This is a genomic window from Flavobacterium amniphilum (assembly GCF_023634845.1).
Classification (GTDB): Bacteria; Bacteroidota; Bacteroidia; order Flavobacteriales; family Flavobacteriaceae; genus Flavobacterium; species Flavobacterium amniphilum.
Genome location: NZ_JAMLJL010000003.1, coordinates 82,847 through 104,892 on the forward strand (window position 1 = coordinate 82,847; position 22,046 = coordinate 104,892).

Below are 22,046 nucleotides of genomic sequence, written 5' to 3' on the forward strand. Positions count from 1 at the left end.
CGCAAATTGTGATGAAATAAATTTTCTGAAAAGTCAGTGAATAACTGCTAAAAAACCACTATTCCCTTAAGCCATGAAGTTATTTAGCTAAGATGGAATTTCCACTTACAGAAGAGTGCATAAAGTGGAAGTTTAGTGATTTTGGTAAATTGAAAAACCGGAAAAGCTACTGATTTTTCAATATATAAAACAACACTTGATAAAGTATAAGAATCAAATGTAAAAAACTCAATGTCGTCTAATTCAACTTCTGAAAGATCTTCCTGATCTTCATCCGGAACTGAATTAATGCGGTAAACTTTTGTTTCTCCTGTTCCTTTCTGTACAAAAGAAAGTGTTCTTCCTTTTTCTAACTGAAACTTATTGGAAACGTCTTTGGCAGAAACAGAAAAAACCAATAAAAATACAGCCATCAAAGAGAGTAAACCCTTTGCTCTTTCTGCTATTATATTTTTATTGATTTTAAACATTTTATTTTTACGGCTGCAAAACTATAAAATAATTTCGTTCAGTCTATTCGAGATGCACTCTTTTTTTGAATAATTTCCAAAGTACCGGAAGAGTTGTAAAAGCTACAATCCCGATTACTATAAATTCGATATAATGTTTTAGGTCAATTCCAAACTTGTCAAGGAATAGTGCATGAAGGTAATGTCCTGCGAAAATCATAGAGAATGACCACAGAATAGATCCGACAATATTATAATACATGAATTTCTTTTTATCCATTGCAACAATTCCCGCCACAACCGGCGCAAAAGTCCTTACAATAGGTAAAAATCGGGCAAAAACTATAGCTCTGTTTCCGTATTTTTCAAAAAAGTCTTTGGCTTGGTATAAATATTTCTTCTTGAAGAAAAAAGAATCCTTTTGATTATAAAGGTAACTTCCGCTTTTGGCACCAAACCAATACCCTGTCATATTCCCGAGGATACCCATCAGGGAAACCAACGAGGCAAAAACCGTTACATTCAGAAAATCGCTACCCAATGAAATTTGCTGCATCAATGTTTCACTGTAAATTCCCGCCAAAAAAAGCAAACTGTCTCCAGGTAAAAAGAATCCTGCCAACAAACCTGTTTCGGCAAAAACAATGAATAAAACAACAAGTAAACCTATTTTAACTCCTCCAAACTCCAGCAAAATATAGAATTCCGGATTCAGCAACTGCAACCAATTGAAATCTTCCATTCGGTAAATATAAGTATTTATAAAAAAGGCGAAGGTACTACAAATAGCACAATCGCCTAAATTTTTAATTATTAAATTAATCTTAAATATCTAACTGATACAATTCGTGTAAATCTTCATTGCTTGAGAAATTCACATCCAGATCGGTTACATAACCCGAATTAAGTCCGTAAACCCAACCGTGTAACGTTAATTCCTGACCGTCTTTCCACGCTCCTTGCACGATAGATGTTTTAGCTAAATTCAGCACTTGTTCCTTCACATTCAATTCAACAAACTTATTGAAACGCTCTTCTTCATCTTCAATATGAATCAACTTCTCCTTGTTCAGTCTGTAAATATCTTTGATATGTCTGATCCAGTTATCAATAATCCCATAAGAGCTGTTACCCATAGCTGCTTTGACACCACCACATCCATAGTGGCCACAAACGATAACATGCTTGACTTTCAACACATTCACTGCATAATCCAGCACACTCAACATATTCATATCGCTATGGATAACCATATTGGCAATATTGCGGTGTACAAATACTTCACCGGCTTTTGTTCCGGTAATTTCGTTAGCCGGAACACGGCTGTCTGAACATCCAATCCATAACAGCGGCGGATTTTGCCCTTTAGACAAATCCTGAAAGAAATTAGGATCCTGGCCTAACTTCTCTTCTACCCACTTTTTATTATTATCCAGTATCTTTTTATAAAAATCGCTCATGCTGTTTTATTATCAAGTTAAAATTAGGAATTATTGCTTATTAAGACAAAAACTAAATCAACAAGCGTTAGTCTTTGACAAACTCACTGTCACCGTAAAATTCAACATCACCCGTTTCAACGTTGTACATTGCACCGATAATTCCAATTTCACCATTTTCAATCATTTCAGCTAAAATGTGGCTGCGTTGCAAAACAGACTTCACTGTTCTTTTCACATTGATTTCCGCTACATTTTCAACGAACTCAGGGTTTTTGGAACTTCTTTCTTCCTTAGTGATTTGCTCTTCATAAACCGCAGGCTGCAATTTAGACAAAAGCTCTGTCAGGTTACCCATTTCCACGTGGTCACAAGCTCCTTTAACTGCTCCGCATTTAGTATGCCCCAACACTACAATCAATTTTGAACCTGCTACTTTACAAGCAAACTCCATACTCCCAAGGATATCTGTATTTACAACATTTCCGGCAATACGGATAGAAAAAACATCTCCCAATCCCTGATCAAAGATCAATTCTGCAGAAGTACGGCTGTCGATACAACTTAAAATCGTTGCAAACGGCCATTGTCCTTCACTTGTAGCATTAACCTGCTCCAGTAAATCACGGTGTAGTTTCAGGTTGTTTACGAAACGGCCGTTCCCTTCTTTTAAAAGTTCTAATGCTTTTTTTGGTGTTATTTCTGACTGTAATTCTTTATTTAAAGTTCTCATAATTTTTATATTTTAATTTGTTGTGTGTTCTACGTAAATGTGTTTTTCTTCTTCTCCGGTGTTTTCAAGTTCGTAAGCTTTTTTAAATCCTACCAACTTCACCTTGATGTTTTCTTCTTTAGACCTGATCTTTTTAAATTCTTTAATCAAATCCAATACGTCGTGTGCAATATACACCGTATCTGATGCATTGATCACAACTTTTGAATTTTCAGGGATAGACGACAAAGTTGTTTTAATAGCTGCCTTATTCAAAAATGAAACTTCCTGTGCAAGGTCGATATGAATGACGTCACCATCTTGGTATTCCTGCTTTCTGAATTTATAAGCACGTTGCATATTTCCTTTCAGAATAAAGATCACACTGATAATTAATCCAAGGGCAACTCCTTTCAGTAAATCTGTAAATACAACTGCAATAGTCGTTGCAAAAAAAGGAAAATATAAATACTGATTTCTTAAAACGGTCTTTTTAAATTCCGGGTTACCCATTATTTTGTATACCAAATTTACAATCTGAACCAAGAATAACAAAGCAACAATACCCCATGTCAGTGTTGTGAACGCTGTATTATCATAAGCCACTTTAAATCCGATGAGCGATAAAATCAGAATATTGATATCTACAGGCATAAATTTAGCAAAATGCTTGATATTAGGCACAGCTAATTTATAACCAACCAATAAAAGAACGGCTGCCAAAGTTGCCAAAGGTATTTTATTCAGTAAAAAAGGAATAGAAACTGCGCTCACCAAAAGTAATATACCATGTGTGATAGCCGACATTTTAGTCTGCGCCCCGGCATTTGCATTAGCCGATGTCCTTACCACTACCGACGTCATTGGCAAACCACCTAAAAGTGAACTCACTATATTACCAACACCTTGTGCTTTTAACTCAACATTCGTATCCGTATAACGTTTGTGCACATCCATACGGTCAGCAGCTTCGATACACAGAAGTGTTTCAATTGATGCAACCACAGCAATAGTAATTGCCACAACCCAAACCTCTTTATTCCCTATCTGAGAAAAGTCAGGAAACACAAAACTCTGTTTGAATTCATCAAAAGACTTCGGCACCGGCAAACTCACCAAATGGTCACCTGTGATAGCCAAAGAACTGCCTGATGCAATAAAAAACTGATTAATGGCAACACCTGCAATTACAGCCACTAAAGCTGCCGGTACTAATTTTAAGTTGCGAAGGAAAGGCACTTTGGTCCAACCAATCAGAATGAAAAGCGACACCAAAGCCACTATTACGGCTCCGGCATGAATATTACCCATAACCGAAAAGATTTCCGAGAACGTATTTTCCCCATCCGGTTGCAAAAAGGCAAAATCACCTTCATAATCCTTATCATAACCCACTGCGTGCGGAATTTGTTTCAGGAAGATAATAATACCAATACCAGCCAACATTCCTTCAATTACATTGTTTGGAAAATAATTAGAGATGGTACCAGCTTTAATGAAACCTAAAATGATCTGGAAAATACCCGCTATGAATACAGCCAGCAAAAACGCTTCGAAACTTCCCAAAGAAGTAATAGCTGTTAAAACAATTGCTGTTAAACCGGCAGCAGGACCCGAAACCGATAAATGGGATTTACTTAAACTCCCTACAACAATTCCACCTACCACTCCGGCGATGATCCCTGAAAACAACGGTGCACCCGATGCCAAAGCAATACCTAAACACAAAGGTAAGGCTACTAAAAATACCACTAACCCGGCAGGAATATCCGAATTAAGGCTACCAAAAATATTTACTTTTTTTGTCATAAACCTTTACAATTTTAAAACAATATGTCGCTCCGGAACTTTTCCGGAGTCCTATTATTTTAAGCTTGTTCAGGCGGAGGGAAGAATAATAAAGGATTTGAAGAATAATCTTTGAGCAGATATACTTCAAAATTGTCCTGTGTAGTTTCGTCAAACATGAAATCCTGAAAAACACTTCGTTCCAATACCACTTCAGCTTTCACCTGCTTGGTATTTTTCTGGTGTTCTTCTTCTTCCGTAATGTTATAGGTAAATGTCGAGTTAGTCTTCTCGTTGATTACCCATACGATAATCGAAGAAAACTGAAACAGTATAAAGATACCCAAAACTATTTTGGCGAAAAATTTCATGGGGCAAAAGTATCATTTTATAACCAATTACCAAAGGACTTAACATTTTCTTACCAATAAAAAAGCCTTGATTTATTCTATCAAGGCTTTTAAAATTACTTTATCCGTTCGTACTGGCAACAGGTATGAAGCTTATTATAATCAGCTTCAGAGGCTTTTACATTCTTGGTATCATGTCCTACTTTGGCCACCGCTTTTTCCACATCACCGACTGAACATTTCTCTTCATTCAGGATCAGGCGCAGCGTTGTATCTTCGGTATTCCAGACAGCACTTTTTACTCCGGCAACCGAAAAAGCGGCTTTCTCGATACGCTTCTTGCACATCTCGCAGTTTCCGTTGACCTCAACATTGTACTTTGCATTTTTATTCTTATTTCCCTGAGCCATTCCGGTAAACCCGATCATCAGCATCAACAGTAAAACTATATTTTTCATTTCTTATTCTTTTAAATTATTTGACTTTAAAGCGTAATCCGGCGTAGAACATCTGCCCGAAAACCGGCGCATATACCACTGAAGTATCAAAATTTGTTCCAAAAGGATCATTGACACCCACAATCGCTTTATCCTGCTTGTAATTCCCTAAGTTCTCAACCCCTACATACATTTCAAACGTGGATGAAAAGGTACGGGTAATTTGTGAATTCATCACAATAAAAGACGGTGACATTTGCGGTAATTCGCCTCCCGTATTAGGCAGTTGTTGTTTCCCTAACCAGTTCAGGGTATAGTCGAATCGCCATTGCTGTCCTTTTTCTTTGATGTGGGTTTCGAATTCAAGGTTTGTAAAGAAGCGATGCTTCGCCTGTAACGGACGCTGGAAACTACCCGAGTTGTAATCGGTTTTGATGTCGTAATACTTATAAGCCGAACGAAAGTTCAAATGCTTGATAATTTCGGTATTGAATTCGACCTGCAGACTGTTTGCGTATGAATTCCCTTTCAGGTTGTAAAAATCGACCTGACCGCTTCCCTGGAATAAATCAACCACCACCTGGTTTTGGAAATCGGTGCGGTAAAAATCGACAGAAGCATCTGATTTCATTCCGAACCATTCGAATTTTTGTAGTAATCCGAAGCCATAATTCCAGGCAATTTCGGGATCGAGACCATAGATCTTACCACCGTTATCCAAGATATTGAAGTTTCTTGAACTTCCGAATAACTGTTGGTTTTCTGCAAAAATATTAGCCGAACGTTTTCCCCTACCGGCAGAAAACCGGATTACACCCTGATCCCACGGATTATAACGCACATGCAATCTTGGTGTAACAAATACTCCCAAGCGGTTATGGTAATCCAGACGGCCACCCAACACCATGCTCATGTTATCTCCGTTATCGTATGTATACTCAAAAAAACTCCCCAACGAAGTGTCCTTGCGACTTACATCGGCAGTATTTACAAACTCCTGGTATTCATCATACGTAAAATTCAAACCAGTTGCGAATTTGTGCATGGTATTATTGATGATCGAATTGAAAATCAAATTGGAATAAGCACTCTTCTGTTTGATATCATAGGTACGCAATCCGAAATATGACTGTTGGTTGTGCGAAGTATAGGCATTTTGGAAACCAATACTCTGATACGGCATATCCTGCCATACATAGCCTAATTTAGAAGAGAAATCAAAACGCTCTGTATTGATTTCGGAACCCCAGTAGGTTGTGGTTAATTTATGCATATTAGGGTCAAAATCAACTTCACCGGTTTGCTTTTCATCATTCATATACCTGAAATTCAGGAAGCTCACCCATCCTTTTGCCGGATTAGCATACTGCCAGCGGTTCATGATGTTAATCTGATTACCTAATGGGTTATCCAGGAAACCATCGTTATTCATATCATTTTTAGCCACACGCATATTGCCGTGTACCAATAAACTGGTTGACCACAAACTGTCAATCTTTTGGGCCAGATGTGTATTCAATTCAAAGCGGGAATCGGTTGAGCCGTAAGCATTCAGGAAGAACGGTATTTCTTTGGACGGTTTCAGTAATTCGGTGTTGATTTGACCCGAGATACTCTCAAAGCCATTAACAACACTTCCGGCGCCTTTGGTAATCTGGATACTTTCTACCCAAGTTCCCGGAGTAAAAGACAATCCGAAAGCCTGTGAAGCACCTCGTACCGAAGGAATGTTCTCCTCGGCAATTAACAGATACGGACTCGTTAATCCGAGCATTTTAATTTGTTTGGTACCCGTTAAGGCATCCGAGAAGTTCACGTCGATAGACGGATTGGTCTCAAAACTTTCCGCCAGGTTACAACAGGCTGCTTTGAGTAATTCTTTGCTGGATAAAACAGTTGTATTTGTTGTTTTCAGCAATGATTTTTGTGTTTTCGCTCTTTTCCCGTCGACTTTGACCGTCTGCAAGGTATCCTGCGTTTGTGCAGAAGTCTCTACAGTAAGGAAAACAACAAAAAACAATACTATTTTTTTCATTGTATGGGGTAATTAAATGTTTATAAAATCAAATTCTGATTCAGAAACATTAATCACGCATAGAAAATATACTGAGAATAAAGCTGATACAGCGGCGGTGCGTGTGTATCGCAATAAAACGAAGGGTTTTCGCTTTTGGTTACAATTTCCTCAAAGGCAAAAAGTGAAGTTGGCTGCCAGAAACTGACATTATTCAAAGTAACCAGATCCAGCTGGAATGTTTTAACCAAAACATTTTCGGAAGTGGTTTTTTCTATTTTGATTTTATTGTTCTTGCAGCAGGCACTATCGCTGTCTTCCTGTGCACAACATTTTTTTTCAGTTTCGGTTTTCTTTTCGGTACAAGAGTCATCTGTCCTGTAAGCAAACGAAACACCTGAAAGCTCACCGGCACAATAATGCACATTGAACGCCAGTCCGACATTGGAAACCAATATCAGAAAGGACAATACGATTACTATGTGTTTTTTTATTTTCATTATGCTTTCAGGAGTCAAAATTAGACATTTTTTAGAATCCGGGTACTAAAATCTTGTTAATTGATTTCGACACTTAGTCTTAACCGAAAAACAGGCTAACGTTTCTACTCCAAAAAACATGATTACCATTAAAAAAGGCTGTACAATTGCACAGCCTTTCTATCGTCAAAACAGACAGCCAACACAAAACTGCCTGCTTAGTAAAAGCACTATTGGGCGTGTAACGTATACCTTTGGATTTCGATTACTCTTTCGTTACTGTCAAGTCTCCCGTTACCATTGGCGTCGTCATAATAAACAGCCGTAACCGTATTACCGTTTCTTGTTGTAACCACCTGCACATTAGCACCTGCGCCACCAGAAATCGAGATCAATTGTTGACCATTCACCTCATTCTTTTTAAAATCATTTATTGTTTTCATATTGTTTTCGATTAACTATTACTAAACATTCATTAATTAGCATGGGTATTTATCTGCCTTCTATACTGCATTGTGGTTGTAATTACATCTCCTGAAGATAAAGATCCGCTACCATCCACATCTGTGTAGTAAATAACAGTTACATACACATAACCGTCACCTCCGTTGGTTTCCTGGTAATGTCTTCTTGTATTACCACCGCTAACACTGCTCATTTCTGACTTTTTTAAACTCTGTGCTTTAAAACTCTCAATTGATTTCATGATTATTCATTTAAAATTGGCTTTCCCCAAACAATTTAAGTCAATTGGGTTTTTGACTTTTTTCCCTGTCATGACAATTACATTGAAGGCCACGCCAGTTATTTACTGTGCCTGGGTTTTCGGGCAGGTTAATGAAACGTCTTCCGAGATTATCTGATCCCCGGCCCCTAACTGTCCGTCTCCATTTACATCATTGTAAGTAATAACACGCACATAAGGGCTGCCATAAATAGGCCTGCAGGCAGTTCTTGTTTCACCACCGCCTTTAATTGCACATTTAGCCGTTTTGCCCAGTTCATTGGTTTTAAAGTTTTCAATTGATTTCATAACTAAAAATATTAACATGATAATTTTCCAACATTTTAAGTCAATGGAGTTTTTTGACTACTGCCGATTTGTTGTATTCCAAGAGTCCGAACAGAGTGCCTGAAGAAGTCCGACAAATAGGAACAGCTTGTCAAAATTCAATTATTAAATGATCAATTGAAAGTCACAAAAACCTGTTTTTATAAAAAAATGCTTATGAAAGGACAGAAAACAAACACTTCAGAAACCTGTAAATGAAACACATAAACACAGCGCCCATTGATAAATCAATAAAAACCAAACTTTACAGAATCATTACGATAAAAGGTTTTTACCAGTAATTAAAAAGCTATGAATTTCTTTTTTGGTAGTAAAAAGCAGGAATAAAAAGCAGTAAGAATAACGGTTGGATTACAAACCTTCTGACATAGAACAGTATCATCTTATGGCTTTCATCGAGGTAATTCAGCAAGAGATACAGCAAAACCAATAAAACTATTAAAAACACCCCCAGGAGAACTGCCGAGAACACAGCCATGTCCTTTTTTTTAAAAACAACATAGACAAGCGATACCGTAACGACAGAATTGAGCATGTATCTTAAAATCCAGTGACCGAAGAGCAGTAATTTGCTACAGTCAGGGTATAGGGATTGGGAGAAATCCGATTGAAAATAGGCCGTAAAAGGATCATAGAACAACTGCTCCTCAAAAGCCCTTATGGCGACCAGTAATCCCACCAAGAACAAAACCAAGGCAATTTGCCCTCTTCTATTCAGACTTTCCCGCAGCATATTGTGAATGTTTTTTAACCCAGTAAATCCATAACAAAAAGACCACACCGTAAATCATTAGCGGGAAAACCACACCGTGCAGGAAATGCTCCTGTTCCGGAAAGTTGTACACCAATACTGTCAATACGGCAATCCGGAAGATATTCAGGAAGTAAATGAGTATGCTTCCCAAGAAGATAAACAAAACCGTAGGTTTCAACCTGCCCGAAAAAGCCACAACAAACGAAATAAACAGAATGATGACACTAATGGCATTACAGCCTTCGATGATCCGGGCGACGTATTTTCCGCTATAGATTATCTTGATGAACTGGTCGGGCTTGTTATCTTCGACCACAACCGGCTGATTGCTTACCATTTGCAACAACTCTTCTGTCTGCCAGGCAACCATTCTTGTGATATGATCCATTTTAACTTCCCCAAAACCGGAAAGATACCATTGGTACACTCCCGCCATTGCTAAATAAGCCAGAAAGAATTTACCCAAAAACGACAGGAAAGGTTTGTATTGCCGGAAATAGTTTGTCAAAATGATTTTTTTAACAAATTTATATAAAAATTAAAATGGACGTTAGCTACTTTTGCATAAAAACCGAATAAAATGACATTTGACGCTTTACAACCCCAGGTTACCGAAATAGTAAATTCATCTGCAACAAGAGATGAGAAATTATTGAATATCTGCCAGTTATTACAGGACAACATCAGTTATTACAACTGGGTTGGTTTTTACTTTGCCAACCATGAAGCCCGTACGTTGCACTTAGGCCCATATGTGGGAGCTGAAACCGACCATACCGTTATCCCGTTCGGGAAAGGGATTTGCGGACAGGTGGCAGAATCGAATGCTAACTTTGTAGTGCCCGATGTATCGGCACAGGACAACTATATCGCCTGCAGTTTTACCGTAAAATCAGAGATTGTGGTTCCTTTGTTTGTGAACGGCGTAAACATTGGCCAGATCGACATTGACAGCCATGTTATCGATCCGTTTACAGAAGCTGACGAACGATTCCTTGAATTTGTAACCGGTGAAGTAGCGAAGCTGTACTAAATGAAAAAGGCCCTCCTTCCTTTTTTTGCGTGTTTCCTTCTGTTGGCTTTCTGCAAGAACGAAGTTGCCGAGACCAATTCTGACTTTTATCCTGAAACCTTCCGTTACCAACAGACTACAGCACCTGTATTTTTCAGGAAACTCATCCAAAACCATCTGAAAGACTTTTATGCTGTCGATCATGATGATTATGAAGATGCAGTCACGAAACACCTTATCAAAAAAGAGGATTCGGTTAATGACAGTACCTTTTACACTTTACAAATACTGCACAAGCTCTTTACGAGCCATTCGGCTTCAAATTATTCGAAGGGCGACATATTGAATATCCCGTACTTCTGGCATTGGACAAATCCGAATCCGAGGTATGGGATACTTGATTTGGAGACCAATGCAAAACTAACCGGAAAGACCCCTCCGAAGGAGTTTTCCAAATACAAATCCTTTGCCGATATTGACCGTACCCCCTATTTGTTCCTGAGTGACCTTGTGAGCGACAAACCGAAATACAACACTCCCCAATGCGGGAATTTCAATACGTTTGGATGGTGCAGTGAAAGGGAAATGGCCTTTGTGGCGTTACTGACCACGATGGGCTACGAGGGTAAGGTTACGACGAGAGGCAATCACAGTTGGTCCGAATTTATTGTCCCACTACAAAACAATCAAAACACCAAGGTCTTTTTCAAGGTTACCATCGACAATACTTTTGATAAAATGGAACTGGAACCGATTGCGACAACCGCCATACCGGCGTGGAAGAAGGAGAAAAACGACGGCTTGGGAGACTGGTACAACCAGAAAGCACATGCTGAAACAGAACTGAAACGAATCAGGAGTCTTGGGATTTCACCGGTTGCAGCGGGAGAAATTGAAAAGAAGGTGGTGGAGTATCTTAACAGACAGAAATAGCAAAGTAGTTATGAGTTATAAATTATGAGTTATGAGTTGGGTTTAGTTTTAAAATGATGTAAATCCAATAATGAGGTCATGTAAAATTCAATGTTGCTTGGCTTCGAGAACCTCAGCCACCATCTTACACTTACACTGCACTTGACTTCGACAGGCTCAGCCACCATTTTGCACTTACACTGCACTTGACTTCGACAGGCTCAGCCACCATTTTGCACTTACGGGCAAACCGCAATGCATTAAACTTATTGTGTTGGCAACTAAATTTTCCTGCATCCCTTTTGGCAAAGGGATACGGCTTATTTACGTACTTTGTCTTGACATCTCGTCTAGGGCCGAGACACGGCAAAGAAACAAAAAATCAAGACTTGGATTCTCGGCGTTCCAATTCCATTTCGAATCCTAAAAGAAAAGAACTCACCCTTCGGGTTCAGACAGCTTTTCTTTTTACGGATTCTTCAACTATTTGACACTCGCTTCCAAATCCGAAGACTTTTTACCTCTCGTATGTCGTTGACGGATACATAAACTCCTAAGAAGTCTGACAGTCGAAAAATCGGGTGATCTAACTGTCCAATACTACTTGGCTTCGACTCCGCTCAGCCACCGTCGGCTATTTGATATTACTTTGATACTACTTGGCTTCGAGAACCTCAGCCACCGTCGGCTACTTTGATATGGATTTGACACTACTTGGCTTCGAGAGCCTCAGCCACCGTTGGCTACTTTGATACGGATTTGACACGACATATATACGCTATAAATACACTATAAATACGCTATAAATACGCTATAAATACGCTATAAATACGCTATAAATACGCTATAAATACGCTATAAATACGCTATAAATACGCTATAAATACGCTATAAATACGCTATAAATACGCTATAAATAGTAATTAAAGCCAACCGGAATGCGGAATATTTATTGTGTAGAAATGAGAAAAAAATGCCGGATGTTAGATTGTTATATTGTTGGATTATCCGATTTTCAGATTTTTCGACTTCTTAGACTCTTAGGTCTTAGGCTCTTGAAAATATACTGTCTGGATTTCTTTTAACCGCTGTCAACTAGTTCTTTTTTAACCGCTGTCAGGGTTGAAACCGCTGACAGGGTTGGGATTGCGAAAATTACGTATTTATAAAAATTGTTTGGTGTGTGTGTTTTATTATTTTGGTATCGATAGAAAATCCCTATTATCGGATACAAAATCTTCCTTAAAGTCAGGGAATCTTGTGGAGCGGATATCAATACAATGATTGAGCAAAATAGAGCAATATTTTCCTATATTTGACTTCAGTCTACTGGATTTTTTGACAAAAAATGACTTCTTAAAACTGATAGCTTCACTCATAAAACATGAAAACATTATTTTCCTTATTATTGATATTAACAGGTGGATTTATTTATTCCCAGGAAAAGATTATAACTAAAAAGGATTCTCTTGTCTGGACAGAAATGACATGTGAGAAAGGAATTGAGGCTGCCAAAATTGATGCTCAAAACGGAAAGTACAAATGCTTATCATATGGATTAAGATTTGATCCAAATCCTGAACTCAATACATTTGCAAGGGAATATCGGGAGAAAAAATATGGAATCATTACGGGAAATGGCGGCTGTGTAATTTCTGATTATTCAAAATGTTATTCAGAAACAATTGAGAAAATAATACTTGAAAAATTCGGTGCTGATATATTTGAGAGATCGAGAAAAGAAGCTGAAGAGTTGTATTTAAAAAAATAGCATTCCACACAACAAAACCATTCCAAATCCAACTATATGCTCCCAACCGATGCTGAATTTTCACTATTATATTTCCTTTATGCACTTCTCTTTATCTGGATTTTTTACAAAATTGTAAAAGTGTCTAGGACGGATCGATTTAGGTTATCGGTTATTTTTATGGTTTGCGTTTCATTGAATGTGATTTTATATTCAGACCCGGACAATTTCAAAGAAGGTAAATCTTTGGTGGTGTTATTGTATTCCTCGATTTTGTTTTTTGTGACGCTCTTAATTTTACTGGTGAGTACCATACTATTCAACAGAAAAACAAAAAATCACCACAACAACGGTTTAGGTATTTAAGGCGGCCTGTCCTTTTCTAAATTTCCATAGCTTTGCAAATATCCCGGGCAAAAAACAGCAACGTCAAAATCCGGTGGTATATTAACAGTAATTTCTAACAACAAAACCAACACAATGACTGTAGAATTGATACCCGTACTAGAAGTTGGATACAACAATCCTGGAATACCAACTCCTGACAAATACCCTTATTGGGAATATTCCGAAGTATGGACCATTTACAATTCTGACTGTTATAAAAAAGCTGGTTTTATTGATGATTTTAAACCCTATTTAGAAGGCTCATCGTTTTACAGACTCCATGACATTACAAACAATAATTTAACCAAACTCACAATAGACCACACTAAAGAATTGAGGGAAGGTGAATATAAAAGACCTCAGGACACGTGTTCATTTTCAGGTGGTTATGTTTTGAGAATTGACGGAGAGGACAAATATTTCCCGCAATGCTGTGGAGAACTGAGCGATATTAAGTATTGGGAAAATATTTCAAACGGCAGAAGTTCGTACCACGAAGAACACCCTGCCCCACAAGTAAAATTTGATGCCGGTAAAATTATTTTTAACTTTTCGACAGAAGAACATGATGAGCCCTTTCAGCCTACTCCACCGGAAATCATTTTATCTGTTGACAGGCTTGAACTCAAAAAAGCAGTTGAAAAAGCTATCATAGAACTCCAAAATCTGGAACAACGGCTTACCAAAATAAACGAAGTTGAAAAATTAAATATAGACGACATTGGCGGACTGTTAATTTGGGACAATACGAATTATGAATAAAGACACTAAACGCTGATACAAATTTTCTAAAACAACTAATCCGCAATCAACCAGACGTTTACACCTTCCTCAAAACATTATCTTTAACAGCATTAACAAACCCGGCGGAATACTATATGTTATTTCTTATTGTTTTTTAGTACTTTACAAAAAAAATTAAATGAAACACATCCTGAATCTTATGCTTTGGATTGCATTGATCCTGAGTGGCGCAACACAACTTCTGATGACCATTCTAGGTCCGGTTGAATCGTACGGGTTCAATTATTTTTCTGCTTTTATTTCGTTGTTTATACTCTTATTTTCATTTGTGGTTATTTTGGCAAAGATTATAGCCGGGCGGTTTAGACAGAAGGTCTTTCAAGAGCTTAAACCGGAACTCTTTTTATTTATCGGTACAATTTGTATCATGTCATTATCCGGATTACGGTAATCAGCGCCAATAAACACCCCCAGACAAGCCCAAAAAACAAATACTAACCTATACCAAAAGTAAAAAATGAAAAGACCGATAATTATCAATACGCTTATTTTCCTTTTGTATTTATTACTGTTCTCTTCGGTTTTATTCAATCATTCGGGAGGAGCTGATATTTTTTTTACATTCTGTTTAGCGGTTTGTTTATTGTTGCATTTAGTATTTGCGGCTATTTCCGATTTTCGGAAGAGTCAATTTAAGAACACACCGGTAGTTGTATTTTTCATCCTGATTACGGCCTTATTCCTCAACCTTTATTTAGAACTCATGTGGTTTGTAACCTGTAAATTATAAGAGCAGTCAGTACAAAAGTGGCTGAACGCATGAGTGAACAATCTGTACTTTTCACTAAATTTCCATAGATTTGCAAACATCACAGTAAACTTATGACTTCATAAACAACAGGAAGTTAATCGTTTAACCTAAAAATAAATCTTAAAGCATACTATATGAAACTATTCAAGCTTGTATTCCTTCTTATTTTAATAAATTCCAACTCATTGATTGCCCAAAAGAAAGAAGAACAAATTATAAAACAAGTAAAGTTTGAAAAGGATAAAGTCTTTATGAATGATCAATTAGCATTTAATTATTCTATAGACAACAAAAATCACTTTATATTATCAGATATAAATAAAAATGAAATTATTACCGGTGATATAACGTCATCAGGCGATGGAAAATGGTCCAGTGTGATTACTTTTGTTCAAGAGAAAAAGCAGTTTTCAAATTCCAAAATTATAGGCCGGAATGATTTGCTTTTTAAATTTCTGGAAAATAACGTCATCACAAACGATTTTAAAATTAATCCTGAAAAATTGAATGCTTTTTTCGATAAATACAATGAGCTAAAATAACAGCACAACTACCGAGAACGTTTTCATTGACATTACAGGCTTTGTACTTAAAAATCAAGTCTTTTATCTTACTTTTATTATTGATTCCGGAAATTTCTTTCCCCAACAACCACATCAAATGAACACAAAACTGATTAAAACAGCGTTACGCCTTTCCCTTTCAGCAGGATTCCTTTCGGCAGTTGCAGACCGTTTTGGAATGTGGGGTAAAGCAGTTTCTGTTTGGGGAAATTGGGAAAATTTCCTAAACTATACCCAACAAATAAACCGTTGGGTACCCGGAAGTTTAATTGAGCCGTTGGGTATTGTTGCCACAGCTGCGGAAATCATCTTTCCTGTTTTTCTGCTTCTTGGGTTTAAAACCGAACTGTTTGCCAAGCTAAGCGGTTACTTATTGTTAGTATTTGCTTTGTCGATGACCTTTTCGACGGGAATTAAAGGCGCATTGGATTTCTCTGTTTTCACGGCGGCAGCTGCAGCTTTTGCATTGAGCACCATGAAGGAGAAATATTGGGAGATTGATTCGATAATTTAAAAATAATCCGGATTGTTCGATTATTCGTTATTCGATTGACAAACTTCCAAATGCTTGTAATTCCAGTTTTGACAAGTAATCTTTTTCCTTCAAATTTTTCGATATATTTGTGACTACCAGCAACAATCATCCGGTCACCTTTATAAAAATCAAGATGAAGAAAACAACAGACGAAAACAAGAGAAGAGACTTCCTTAAAAAATTTGGTCTATCGGCCGTTCCTTTTTTACTTCCCGCGGTTAGCCTGAATGCCATGTCATTTGGCGAAACCATCGAAGAAGCTCCTGCCGAAAAAAAATCACCTGTTAACTTCATTTATGACGGACTGCCGCTTGATCCTGATGAATACCTTGCCAAACTACAGGAAATAAGCAAATTAAAACCCATTGAACCCGATTTTTACGGAGACGGCGGTGCCACGAAACAGCTTGAAGAAGAATTTGCCAAGCTGACCGGCAAGGAAAAAGCCATTTACCTTCCTTCCGGTACAATGGCCAACCAGCTAGCCATAAAGCTACTCAGTGGAAACAACACCAAAGTAATCGTTCCGGAAAACTCCCATGTTTACAGAGATGAAGCCGATGCCGCACAAAGCGTTCATGGAAAAAGGCTGATCCCTGTGGGCGAAGGGAAGGCTTATTATGAGTTGGCCGACTTAAAAAACACCATTGACTACCTAAACAGCAATGAAGTTTTCAAAAGCGGCTTGGGAACCGTTGTGATAGAGAATCCGATCAGGCGTACTGACGGCACTTTTGTTCCGATTGACACCATTAAGGAAATTTCCAACTATTGCAAGACGAACAATTACAAGATGCATTTAGACGGGGCACGGATTCATCTGGCGGCAGCTTTCAGTGGCATTTCCCTTTCCGAATACGCCTCCTATTTTGATACTGTTTATATTTCGCTCTATAAATATTTAAATGCGACCGGTGGTGCCATACTGTGCGGAGATTCCAAAACCATTGACCTGATTTCCCACCAGATAAAAATACTGGGCGGAACCGTATTCCAAAGTTGGAACAATACGGCGATGGCCTTACATTATTTAAACGGAATTGACCAGCGGTGGAGTCAGGTTGTCAAGACAGCACAAAAATTAGTATCCCATTTGAACAAAATAGAAGGCGTGAGTATTGTGAGCTTACAAAACGGCACTAATATTTACGATTTAAAATTAAGCAACGGGATAGGCTTGCGGAATCTTGCCGTATACTTATACGAACACCACAACATCTGGCTGGGAAGAGCCAATGATAAAGGCATTGTGAAATTTACCGTTAATGAGAGTCTGCTCACAAGAGATTACAATGAGATTCTTACTGCGTGGAAAAAAGGGATTGAGCATGCAAGGAAATAAAGAATGACTGTTAGAATTCTTAGACTTTTTAGACTTCCAACTTTCTGAACAATGTAAAACATGATAATTACCGTATTCTTTTAACCGCTGTCAGGGCTAGAAGCCGCTGACAGGGTTAGGATAGCGGAAATTACGCATTAATATGGATAATGTGGTGTGGGATTTTTTTATTTGTGGGTATAGAGCACGGATTACACCCAAGGCTTTAGCCGAACTGACGAAGTAAATCCGCGCTATCGAATTTAAACCACGCATCTTACATATAATACATCTCACACAGCATCACAGATATTTCAATCTCTCTTAAAATAAAACTTGTGTTATCAAAAAATATTTTTACCTTTGCACCCGTATTGGGATAACCCCAATCTACATAATAATCATTTAAATAATATTAGCATGTATTTATCAAAAGAGACAAAAGCTGAGATTTTCGCTAAACACGGAGGTAAAGCTGAGAACACAGGTTCTGCTGAGGGACAAATCGCTTTGTTCACTTTCAGAATCAACCACTTAACTGAGCACTTAAAAAAGAATCGTCACGATTACAACACTGAGCGTTCGTTAGTGAAATTAGTAGGTAAGAGAAGAAGTCTTCTTGACTACTTAAAGAATACGGAGATCAACAGATACCGTGCGATTATCAAAGAATTAAACATCAGAAAATAATCAAGATGAAAAGAGGTGCCTGCGCGCCTCTTTTTGTTTTATATATTTATCAACAGAAAAGTTTGGTTTTTCATTGGGTTTCAGACAACTACACAACACACAACAACAACACGACTAAGACCCTTTGTTTAATTTAGAATTACATTTTTATGATTCCAAAAGCATTCCAAGAAGTTATCGATTTAGGTGACGGAAGAAGTATCACGATCGAGACTGGGAAATTAGCCAAACAAGCTGACGGATCAGTAGTTGTTCGTATGGGCGATGCCATGTTACTAGCAACTGCTGTATCTGCAAGAACATCAAACCCTGGCGTGGATTTTTTACCTTTAACGGTAGATTATCGTGAAAAATTTGCTGCGGCAGGTCGTTTTCCTGGTGGTTTCTTCAAGAGAGAAGCACGTCCAAGTGACAGCGAAGTATTAACCATGCGTTTAGTAGACCGTGTATTGCGTCCGCTATTCCCGGATGATTACCATGCAGAAACGCAGGTAATGATCCAATTAATGTCGCATGACGACAGTGTAATGCCTGATGCCTTGGCTGGATTAGCTGCATCTGCGTGTTTAGCTGTGTCTGACATTCCATTTTACAATTTGATTTCTGAAGTACGTGTAGCACGTATTGACGGTAAATTTGTAATCAATCCAAGCAGAGAAGAATTAGAATTATCAGACATTGACATGATGATTGGAGCTTCTAAAGATTCAGTTGCGATGGTAGAAGGTGAGATGAAAGAAATTTCAGAAGCTGAGATGGTAGAAGCCATCAAGTTTGCCCATGAAGCTATCAAAGTTCAAATTGCTGCTCAGGAAAGATTGAGAGCTGCTGTTGGTTCACCAGCTTACAGAGAGTACGAAGGTGAAGTGGAAGACGAAGCAGTTTATGCAAAAGTAAAAGCGGCGGCGTATGACAAATGTTATGCAATTGCACAAGAAGCTTCAGGAAAAAGTGAGCGTGGAGAGAAATTCGCTGCGGTTAAAGAAGAAGCTAAAGCATTATTCACAGAAGAAGAATATGCTGAAAATTCAGATTTAGCAGGTTTAGTCGGAAAGTATTTCTACAAAACCAACAAAGAAGCTGTACGTAATGTAATTTTAGAAAAAGGATTGCGTTTAGACGGAAGAAAAACGACTGAGATCAGACCTATCTGGTGTGAAACAGATTATTTACCGTCGGTACACGGATCTTCATTATTTACAAGAGGGGAAACTCAAGCTTTAGCTACAGTTACCCTTGGAACATCAAGAGAAGCTAACGTAATCGATTCTCCATCAGAACAAGGTGAAGAAAGATTCTACCTGCACTATAACTTCCCTCCTTTCTCAACTGGTGAAGCAAAACCATTAAGAGGAACTTCACGTCGTGAGGTAGGACACGGAAACTTAGCACAGAGAGCATTAAAAAACATGATCCCTGCAGATTGTCCTTACACTATCCGTATTGTATCTGAAGTATTGGAATCTAACGGTTCATCATCAATGGCTACGGTATGTGCGGGAACAATGGCTCTTATGGATGCCGGAGTTCAAATGGTAAAACCGGTTTCAGGTATTGCTATGGGATTAATCACAGACGGAAATAATTTTGCGGTATTGTCTGATATTTTAGGTGATGAAGATCACTTAGGAGATATGGACTTTAAAGTAACCGGAACTGCTGATGGTATTACTGCATGTCAAATGGACATCAAAATTGATGGTTTACGTTATGACATTATGGAACAAGCTTTAGGTCAGGCACGTGACGGGCGTTTACATATTTTGGGTAAATTGACTGAAACAATTGCTACACCGAGAGCTGATGTTAAAAAACATGCTCCAAAAATTATTACACGTACAATCCCTGGAAATTTCATTGGTGCATTAATTGGTCCTGGTGGAAAAGTTATCCAGGAATTACAGAAAGCTACAGGTACCACTATCGTTATCAACGAAGTAGACGAGCAGGGTGTGGTTGAAATCTTAGGAACAGATCCAGATGGAATCGCAGCAGTATTAGCTAAAATTGACTCTATTATTTTCAAACCGGCAATGGGCGAAACTTATGAAGTGAAAGTAGTTAAGATGTTAGATTTCGGAGCAGTGGTTGAATATACGGCAGCACCTGGAAATGAAGTTTTACTACACGTATCCGAATTAGCTTGGGAGCGTACAGAAAAACCATCTGACGTAGTGAATATGGGCGATGTATTCCAAGTAAAATATCTTGGTATTGACCCTAAAACCCGTAAAGAAAAAGTTTCAAGAAAACAGTTATTACCTCGTCCTCCACGTGAAGACAAGAAAGATGATAAAAAAGAAAATCCTCAAGGTTAATTAATTCACATTAATTCAATAGGTTGAACCTCTAAGAAAATTCTTAGAGGTTTTTTTATTTTATCAGGCAACCTTTTTAATCTTTTCAGACTATCAGATATGAACTCAAAAACATCGATTATGAAAAAATTAAAAAGTATACTTTTATTGTCAATCATTTCAATTTCATTCCTTAGTTGTTCCAACGATGAAGATGATATTAATACCGCACAAAAAGATGTATATGTTTGCGGGCACGAGAACTATTTTCCGGCCTATTGGAAAAACAACACTGTAAATCAGCTGGAAAACAATGGAAAAATAGGAAGTGCATCATCGATAAAAGTATTCAACAACGATGTTTTTTGTTTAGGCGGCTTAAATAATGACACTAGTGGTGATGACATAAGTTATTATATCTGGAAAAACAATTCTATTTTTATTACATTAAATGAAGGCTTTATACCGCAAGATTTCGCAGTAGACGGAGATGACATTTATGTAATAGGTTTAGCTTATAATCCACAATTTGGGCACTATCAAGGCAAACTATGGAAAAATGGTGTTTTAAGCAATTTGACTTCAACCGGAAAAGAATCATTTACATCAATTACCATAGCAAATCATGATGTTTATGTTGCAGGATTTATTTATGAAGGAAATAATTCATATGCTGCCTATTGGAAAAATAATACCCAAACATTATTAACTGACGGCACAAAAGATTGCTATGTTAACACCATAGAAGTCTTTGAAAATAATGTATATGTAACCGGTTCTGAGAAAAACCCAAGCAATGTTTCAGTTGCAAAATACTGGAAAAACGGAGTCCCAACTTCATTGACAAACGGAAATTACGATGCAACTGCAGGCGCAATCCGTTTTAAAAACAACGATATATATGTAAATGGTGTTGAATTTAATTCGGCTGGAGATGGAATACTTAAATATTGGAAAAACGGAGCGGAAACAATATTGACAAACGGAACTTATTATCATCCGGTAATTAACAGCATGGAAATCATTAACAACAAGATAACCTCCATTGGCTATAGTGACGATTATGCAAACACAGCAAGTCTATTTCAATATGACGGAGTTAGCTTACTGACTAAATTTAATTGTGGGTTTAATGACTTATGCATTAATTAAAAACAGGTTACGTATTCATGATCAAGCACATTGGCATCGATCCTAAAACACGTAAAGAAAAAGTTTCAAGAAAACAATTGTTACCTCATCCTTCATATGAAGACAAGAAAAAGAATAAAAAAGAAATTCAAGAGGTTAATTATAATTATTTAATTCATAAAAGCCCCAAAGGAGCCATCTTTTGGGGATTCATTTTTTCAATAAGACAATAATATCTACACAATTTATAAAATGTCTCACAATATTTTATACATTTTTTTAAAAAACAAACAATCGCAAACCCTTAAAAATAAGGCGATTAAAAAAACAACACAATAGTATTTTAAGAAATTTTACGGTTTTCCCGTAATTGGTGTAGGAAATTTCTTTTAATCCCCT

General features: G+C 37.6%; 27 protein-coding genes. 13 read left to right on the plus strand and 14 right to left on the minus strand.

Features of this window, described 5'->3' with window-relative positions; all coding sequences use genetic code 11:
* Window positions 1-83: 83 nt before the first annotated feature.
* The 14 genes from NAT51_RS04045 to xrtF all read right to left on the minus strand — a co-directional run bounded on the left by NAT51_RS04045 (window position 84) and on the right by xrtF (window position 10,002).
* Window positions 84-470 carry a hypothetical protein gene (locus NAT51_RS04045; protein ID WP_250595600.1) on the minus strand — a complete coding sequence of 129 codons (387 nt, stop codon included), beginning with the start codon at window positions 468-470 and terminating at the stop codon, window positions 84-86.
* A gap of 43 nt (window positions 471-513) precedes the next feature.
* Complete coding sequence (locus NAT51_RS04050; RefSeq protein WP_250595602.1) at window positions 514-1,191, minus strand: DedA family protein; 678 nt, start codon at window positions 1,189-1,191, stop codon at window positions 514-516.
* Window positions 1,192-1,273: 82 nt separating this feature from the next.
* Complete coding sequence (gene can / locus NAT51_RS04055; RefSeq protein WP_250595605.1) at window positions 1,274-1,909, minus strand: carbonate dehydratase; 636 nt, start codon at window positions 1,907-1,909, stop codon at window positions 1,274-1,276.
* A 67-nt stretch (window positions 1,910-1,976) separates the two neighbouring features.
* Window positions 1,977-2,621, minus strand: coding sequence for a carbonic anhydrase family protein (locus NAT51_RS04060; RefSeq protein WP_250595606.1), 645 nt, complete (start codon window positions 2,619-2,621; stop codon window positions 1,977-1,979).
* Between the two features lie 12 nt (window positions 2,622-2,633).
* On the minus strand, window positions 2,634-4,409 hold the full coding sequence (locus NAT51_RS04065) for a SulP family inorganic anion transporter (protein ID WP_250595608.1): 1,776 nt from the start codon (window positions 4,407-4,409) through the stop codon (window positions 2,634-2,636).
* A 59-nt stretch (window positions 4,410-4,468) separates the two neighbouring features.
* Entirely contained in the window at window positions 4,469-4,759 is a 291-nt protein-coding gene (locus tag NAT51_RS04070) for a hypothetical protein (RefSeq protein WP_250595610.1), read from the minus strand.
* Between the two features lie 95 nt (window positions 4,760-4,854).
* Window positions 4,855-5,196 carry a heavy-metal-associated domain-containing protein gene (locus tag NAT51_RS04075; RefSeq protein ID WP_250595612.1) on the minus strand — a complete coding sequence of 114 codons (342 nt, stop codon included), beginning with the start codon at window positions 5,194-5,196 and terminating at the stop codon, window positions 4,855-4,857.
* 16 nt (window positions 5,197-5,212) lie between these two features.
* Window positions 5,213-7,210, minus strand: coding sequence for a TonB-dependent receptor plug domain-containing protein (locus NAT51_RS04080; RefSeq protein WP_250595614.1), 1,998 nt, complete (start codon window positions 7,208-7,210; stop codon window positions 5,213-5,215).
* 53 nt (window positions 7,211-7,263) lie between these two features.
* Complete coding sequence (locus NAT51_RS04085; protein ID WP_250595617.1) at window positions 7,264-7,689, minus strand: HYC_CC_PP family protein; 426 nt, start codon at window positions 7,687-7,689, stop codon at window positions 7,264-7,266.
* A gap of 209 nt (window positions 7,690-7,898) precedes the next feature.
* Window positions 7,899-8,111 carry a hypothetical protein gene (locus NAT51_RS04090; protein ID WP_250595619.1) on the minus strand — a complete coding sequence of 71 codons (213 nt, stop codon included), beginning with the start codon at window positions 8,109-8,111 and terminating at the stop codon, window positions 7,899-7,901.
* Window positions 8,112-8,143: 32 nt separating this feature from the next.
* A complete protein-coding gene (locus NAT51_RS04095) occupies window positions 8,144-8,374 on the minus strand; it encodes a hypothetical protein (RefSeq protein ID WP_250595621.1) in 231 nt (76 codons plus the stop codon).
* 102 nt (window positions 8,375-8,476) lie between these two features.
* A complete protein-coding gene (locus NAT51_RS04100; protein WP_250595623.1) occupies window positions 8,477-8,701 on the minus strand; it encodes a hypothetical protein in 225 nt (74 codons plus the stop codon).
* A 328-nt stretch (window positions 8,702-9,029) separates the two neighbouring features.
* On the minus strand, window positions 9,030-9,473 hold the full coding sequence (locus NAT51_RS04105; RefSeq protein WP_250595625.1) for an exosortase F system-associated membrane protein: 444 nt from the start codon (window positions 9,471-9,473) through the stop codon (window positions 9,030-9,032).
* A complete protein-coding gene (gene xrtF / locus NAT51_RS04110) occupies window positions 9,451-10,002 on the minus strand; it encodes an exosortase family protein XrtF (protein WP_250595627.1) in 552 nt (183 codons plus the stop codon). Before xrtF ends, NAT51_RS04105 begins: the two co-directional genes overlap by 23 nt.
* Before the next feature lie 72 nt (window positions 10,003-10,074).
* On the opposite strand from xrtF, the gene NAT51_RS04115 reads away from it, so the two are divergent.
* The 13 genes from NAT51_RS04115 (at window position 10,075) to NAT51_RS04175 (ending at window position 21,880) form a co-directional block, all read left to right on the plus strand.
* Window positions 10,075-10,527, plus strand: coding sequence for a GAF domain-containing protein (locus tag NAT51_RS04115; protein WP_250595629.1), 453 nt, complete (start codon window positions 10,075-10,077; stop codon window positions 10,525-10,527).
* Window positions 10,528-11,439, plus strand: a complete 912-nt coding sequence (locus tag NAT51_RS04120; protein ID WP_250595631.1) for a hypothetical protein — start codon at window positions 10,528-10,530, stop codon at window positions 11,437-11,439. It begins immediately after the preceding gene.
* A 1,363-nt stretch (window positions 11,440-12,802) separates the two neighbouring features.
* Window positions 12,803-13,189: a hypothetical protein gene (locus NAT51_RS04125; protein ID WP_250595633.1), complete on the plus strand. Its 387-nt coding sequence runs from the start codon at window positions 12,803-12,805 to the stop codon at window positions 13,187-13,189.
* Between the two features lie 459 nt (window positions 13,190-13,648).
* Window positions 13,649-14,317, plus strand: a complete 669-nt coding sequence (locus tag NAT51_RS04130) for a hypothetical protein (protein WP_250595635.1) — start codon at window positions 13,649-13,651, stop codon at window positions 14,315-14,317.
* A 160-nt stretch (window positions 14,318-14,477) separates the two neighbouring features.
* Window positions 14,478-14,750, plus strand: coding sequence for a hypothetical protein (locus tag NAT51_RS04135; protein ID WP_250595637.1), 273 nt, complete (start codon window positions 14,478-14,480; stop codon window positions 14,748-14,750).
* A 66-nt stretch (window positions 14,751-14,816) separates the two neighbouring features.
* Window positions 14,817-15,089 carry a hypothetical protein gene (locus tag NAT51_RS04140; RefSeq protein ID WP_250595639.1) on the plus strand — a complete coding sequence of 91 codons (273 nt, stop codon included), beginning with the start codon at window positions 14,817-14,819 and terminating at the stop codon, window positions 15,087-15,089.
* A 155-nt stretch (window positions 15,090-15,244) separates the two neighbouring features.
* Complete coding sequence (locus tag NAT51_RS04145; RefSeq protein ID WP_250595641.1) at window positions 15,245-15,652, plus strand: hypothetical protein; 408 nt, start codon at window positions 15,245-15,247, stop codon at window positions 15,650-15,652.
* Between the two features lie 118 nt (window positions 15,653-15,770).
* Complete coding sequence (locus NAT51_RS04150) at window positions 15,771-16,187, plus strand: DoxX family membrane protein (protein ID WP_250595643.1); 417 nt, start codon at window positions 15,771-15,773, stop codon at window positions 16,185-16,187.
* Window positions 16,188-16,341: 154 nt separating this feature from the next.
* Window positions 16,342-17,550: a threonine aldolase family protein gene (locus NAT51_RS04155; protein ID WP_250595645.1), complete on the plus strand. Its 1,209-nt coding sequence runs from the start codon at window positions 16,342-16,344 to the stop codon at window positions 17,548-17,550.
* 399 nt (window positions 17,551-17,949) lie between these two features.
* Window positions 17,950-18,219 carry a 30S ribosomal protein S15 gene (gene rpsO / locus NAT51_RS04160; RefSeq protein WP_250595647.1) on the plus strand — a complete coding sequence of 90 codons (270 nt, stop codon included), beginning with the start codon at window positions 17,950-17,952 and terminating at the stop codon, window positions 18,217-18,219.
* Between the two features lie 149 nt (window positions 18,220-18,368).
* On the plus strand, window positions 18,369-20,537 hold the full coding sequence (locus tag NAT51_RS04165; RefSeq protein WP_250595649.1) for a polyribonucleotide nucleotidyltransferase: 2,169 nt from the start codon (window positions 18,369-18,371) through the stop codon (window positions 20,535-20,537).
* Window positions 20,538-20,657: 120 nt separating this feature from the next.
* Window positions 20,658-21,668, plus strand: a complete 1,011-nt coding sequence (locus tag NAT51_RS04170; RefSeq protein ID WP_250595651.1) for a hypothetical protein — start codon at window positions 20,658-20,660, stop codon at window positions 21,666-21,668.
* A 17-nt stretch (window positions 21,669-21,685) separates the two neighbouring features.
* On the plus strand, window positions 21,686-21,880 hold the full coding sequence (locus tag NAT51_RS04175; protein ID WP_250595653.1) for a hypothetical protein: 195 nt from the start codon (window positions 21,686-21,688) through the stop codon (window positions 21,878-21,880).
* Window positions 21,881-22,046: the final 166 nt, after the last annotated feature.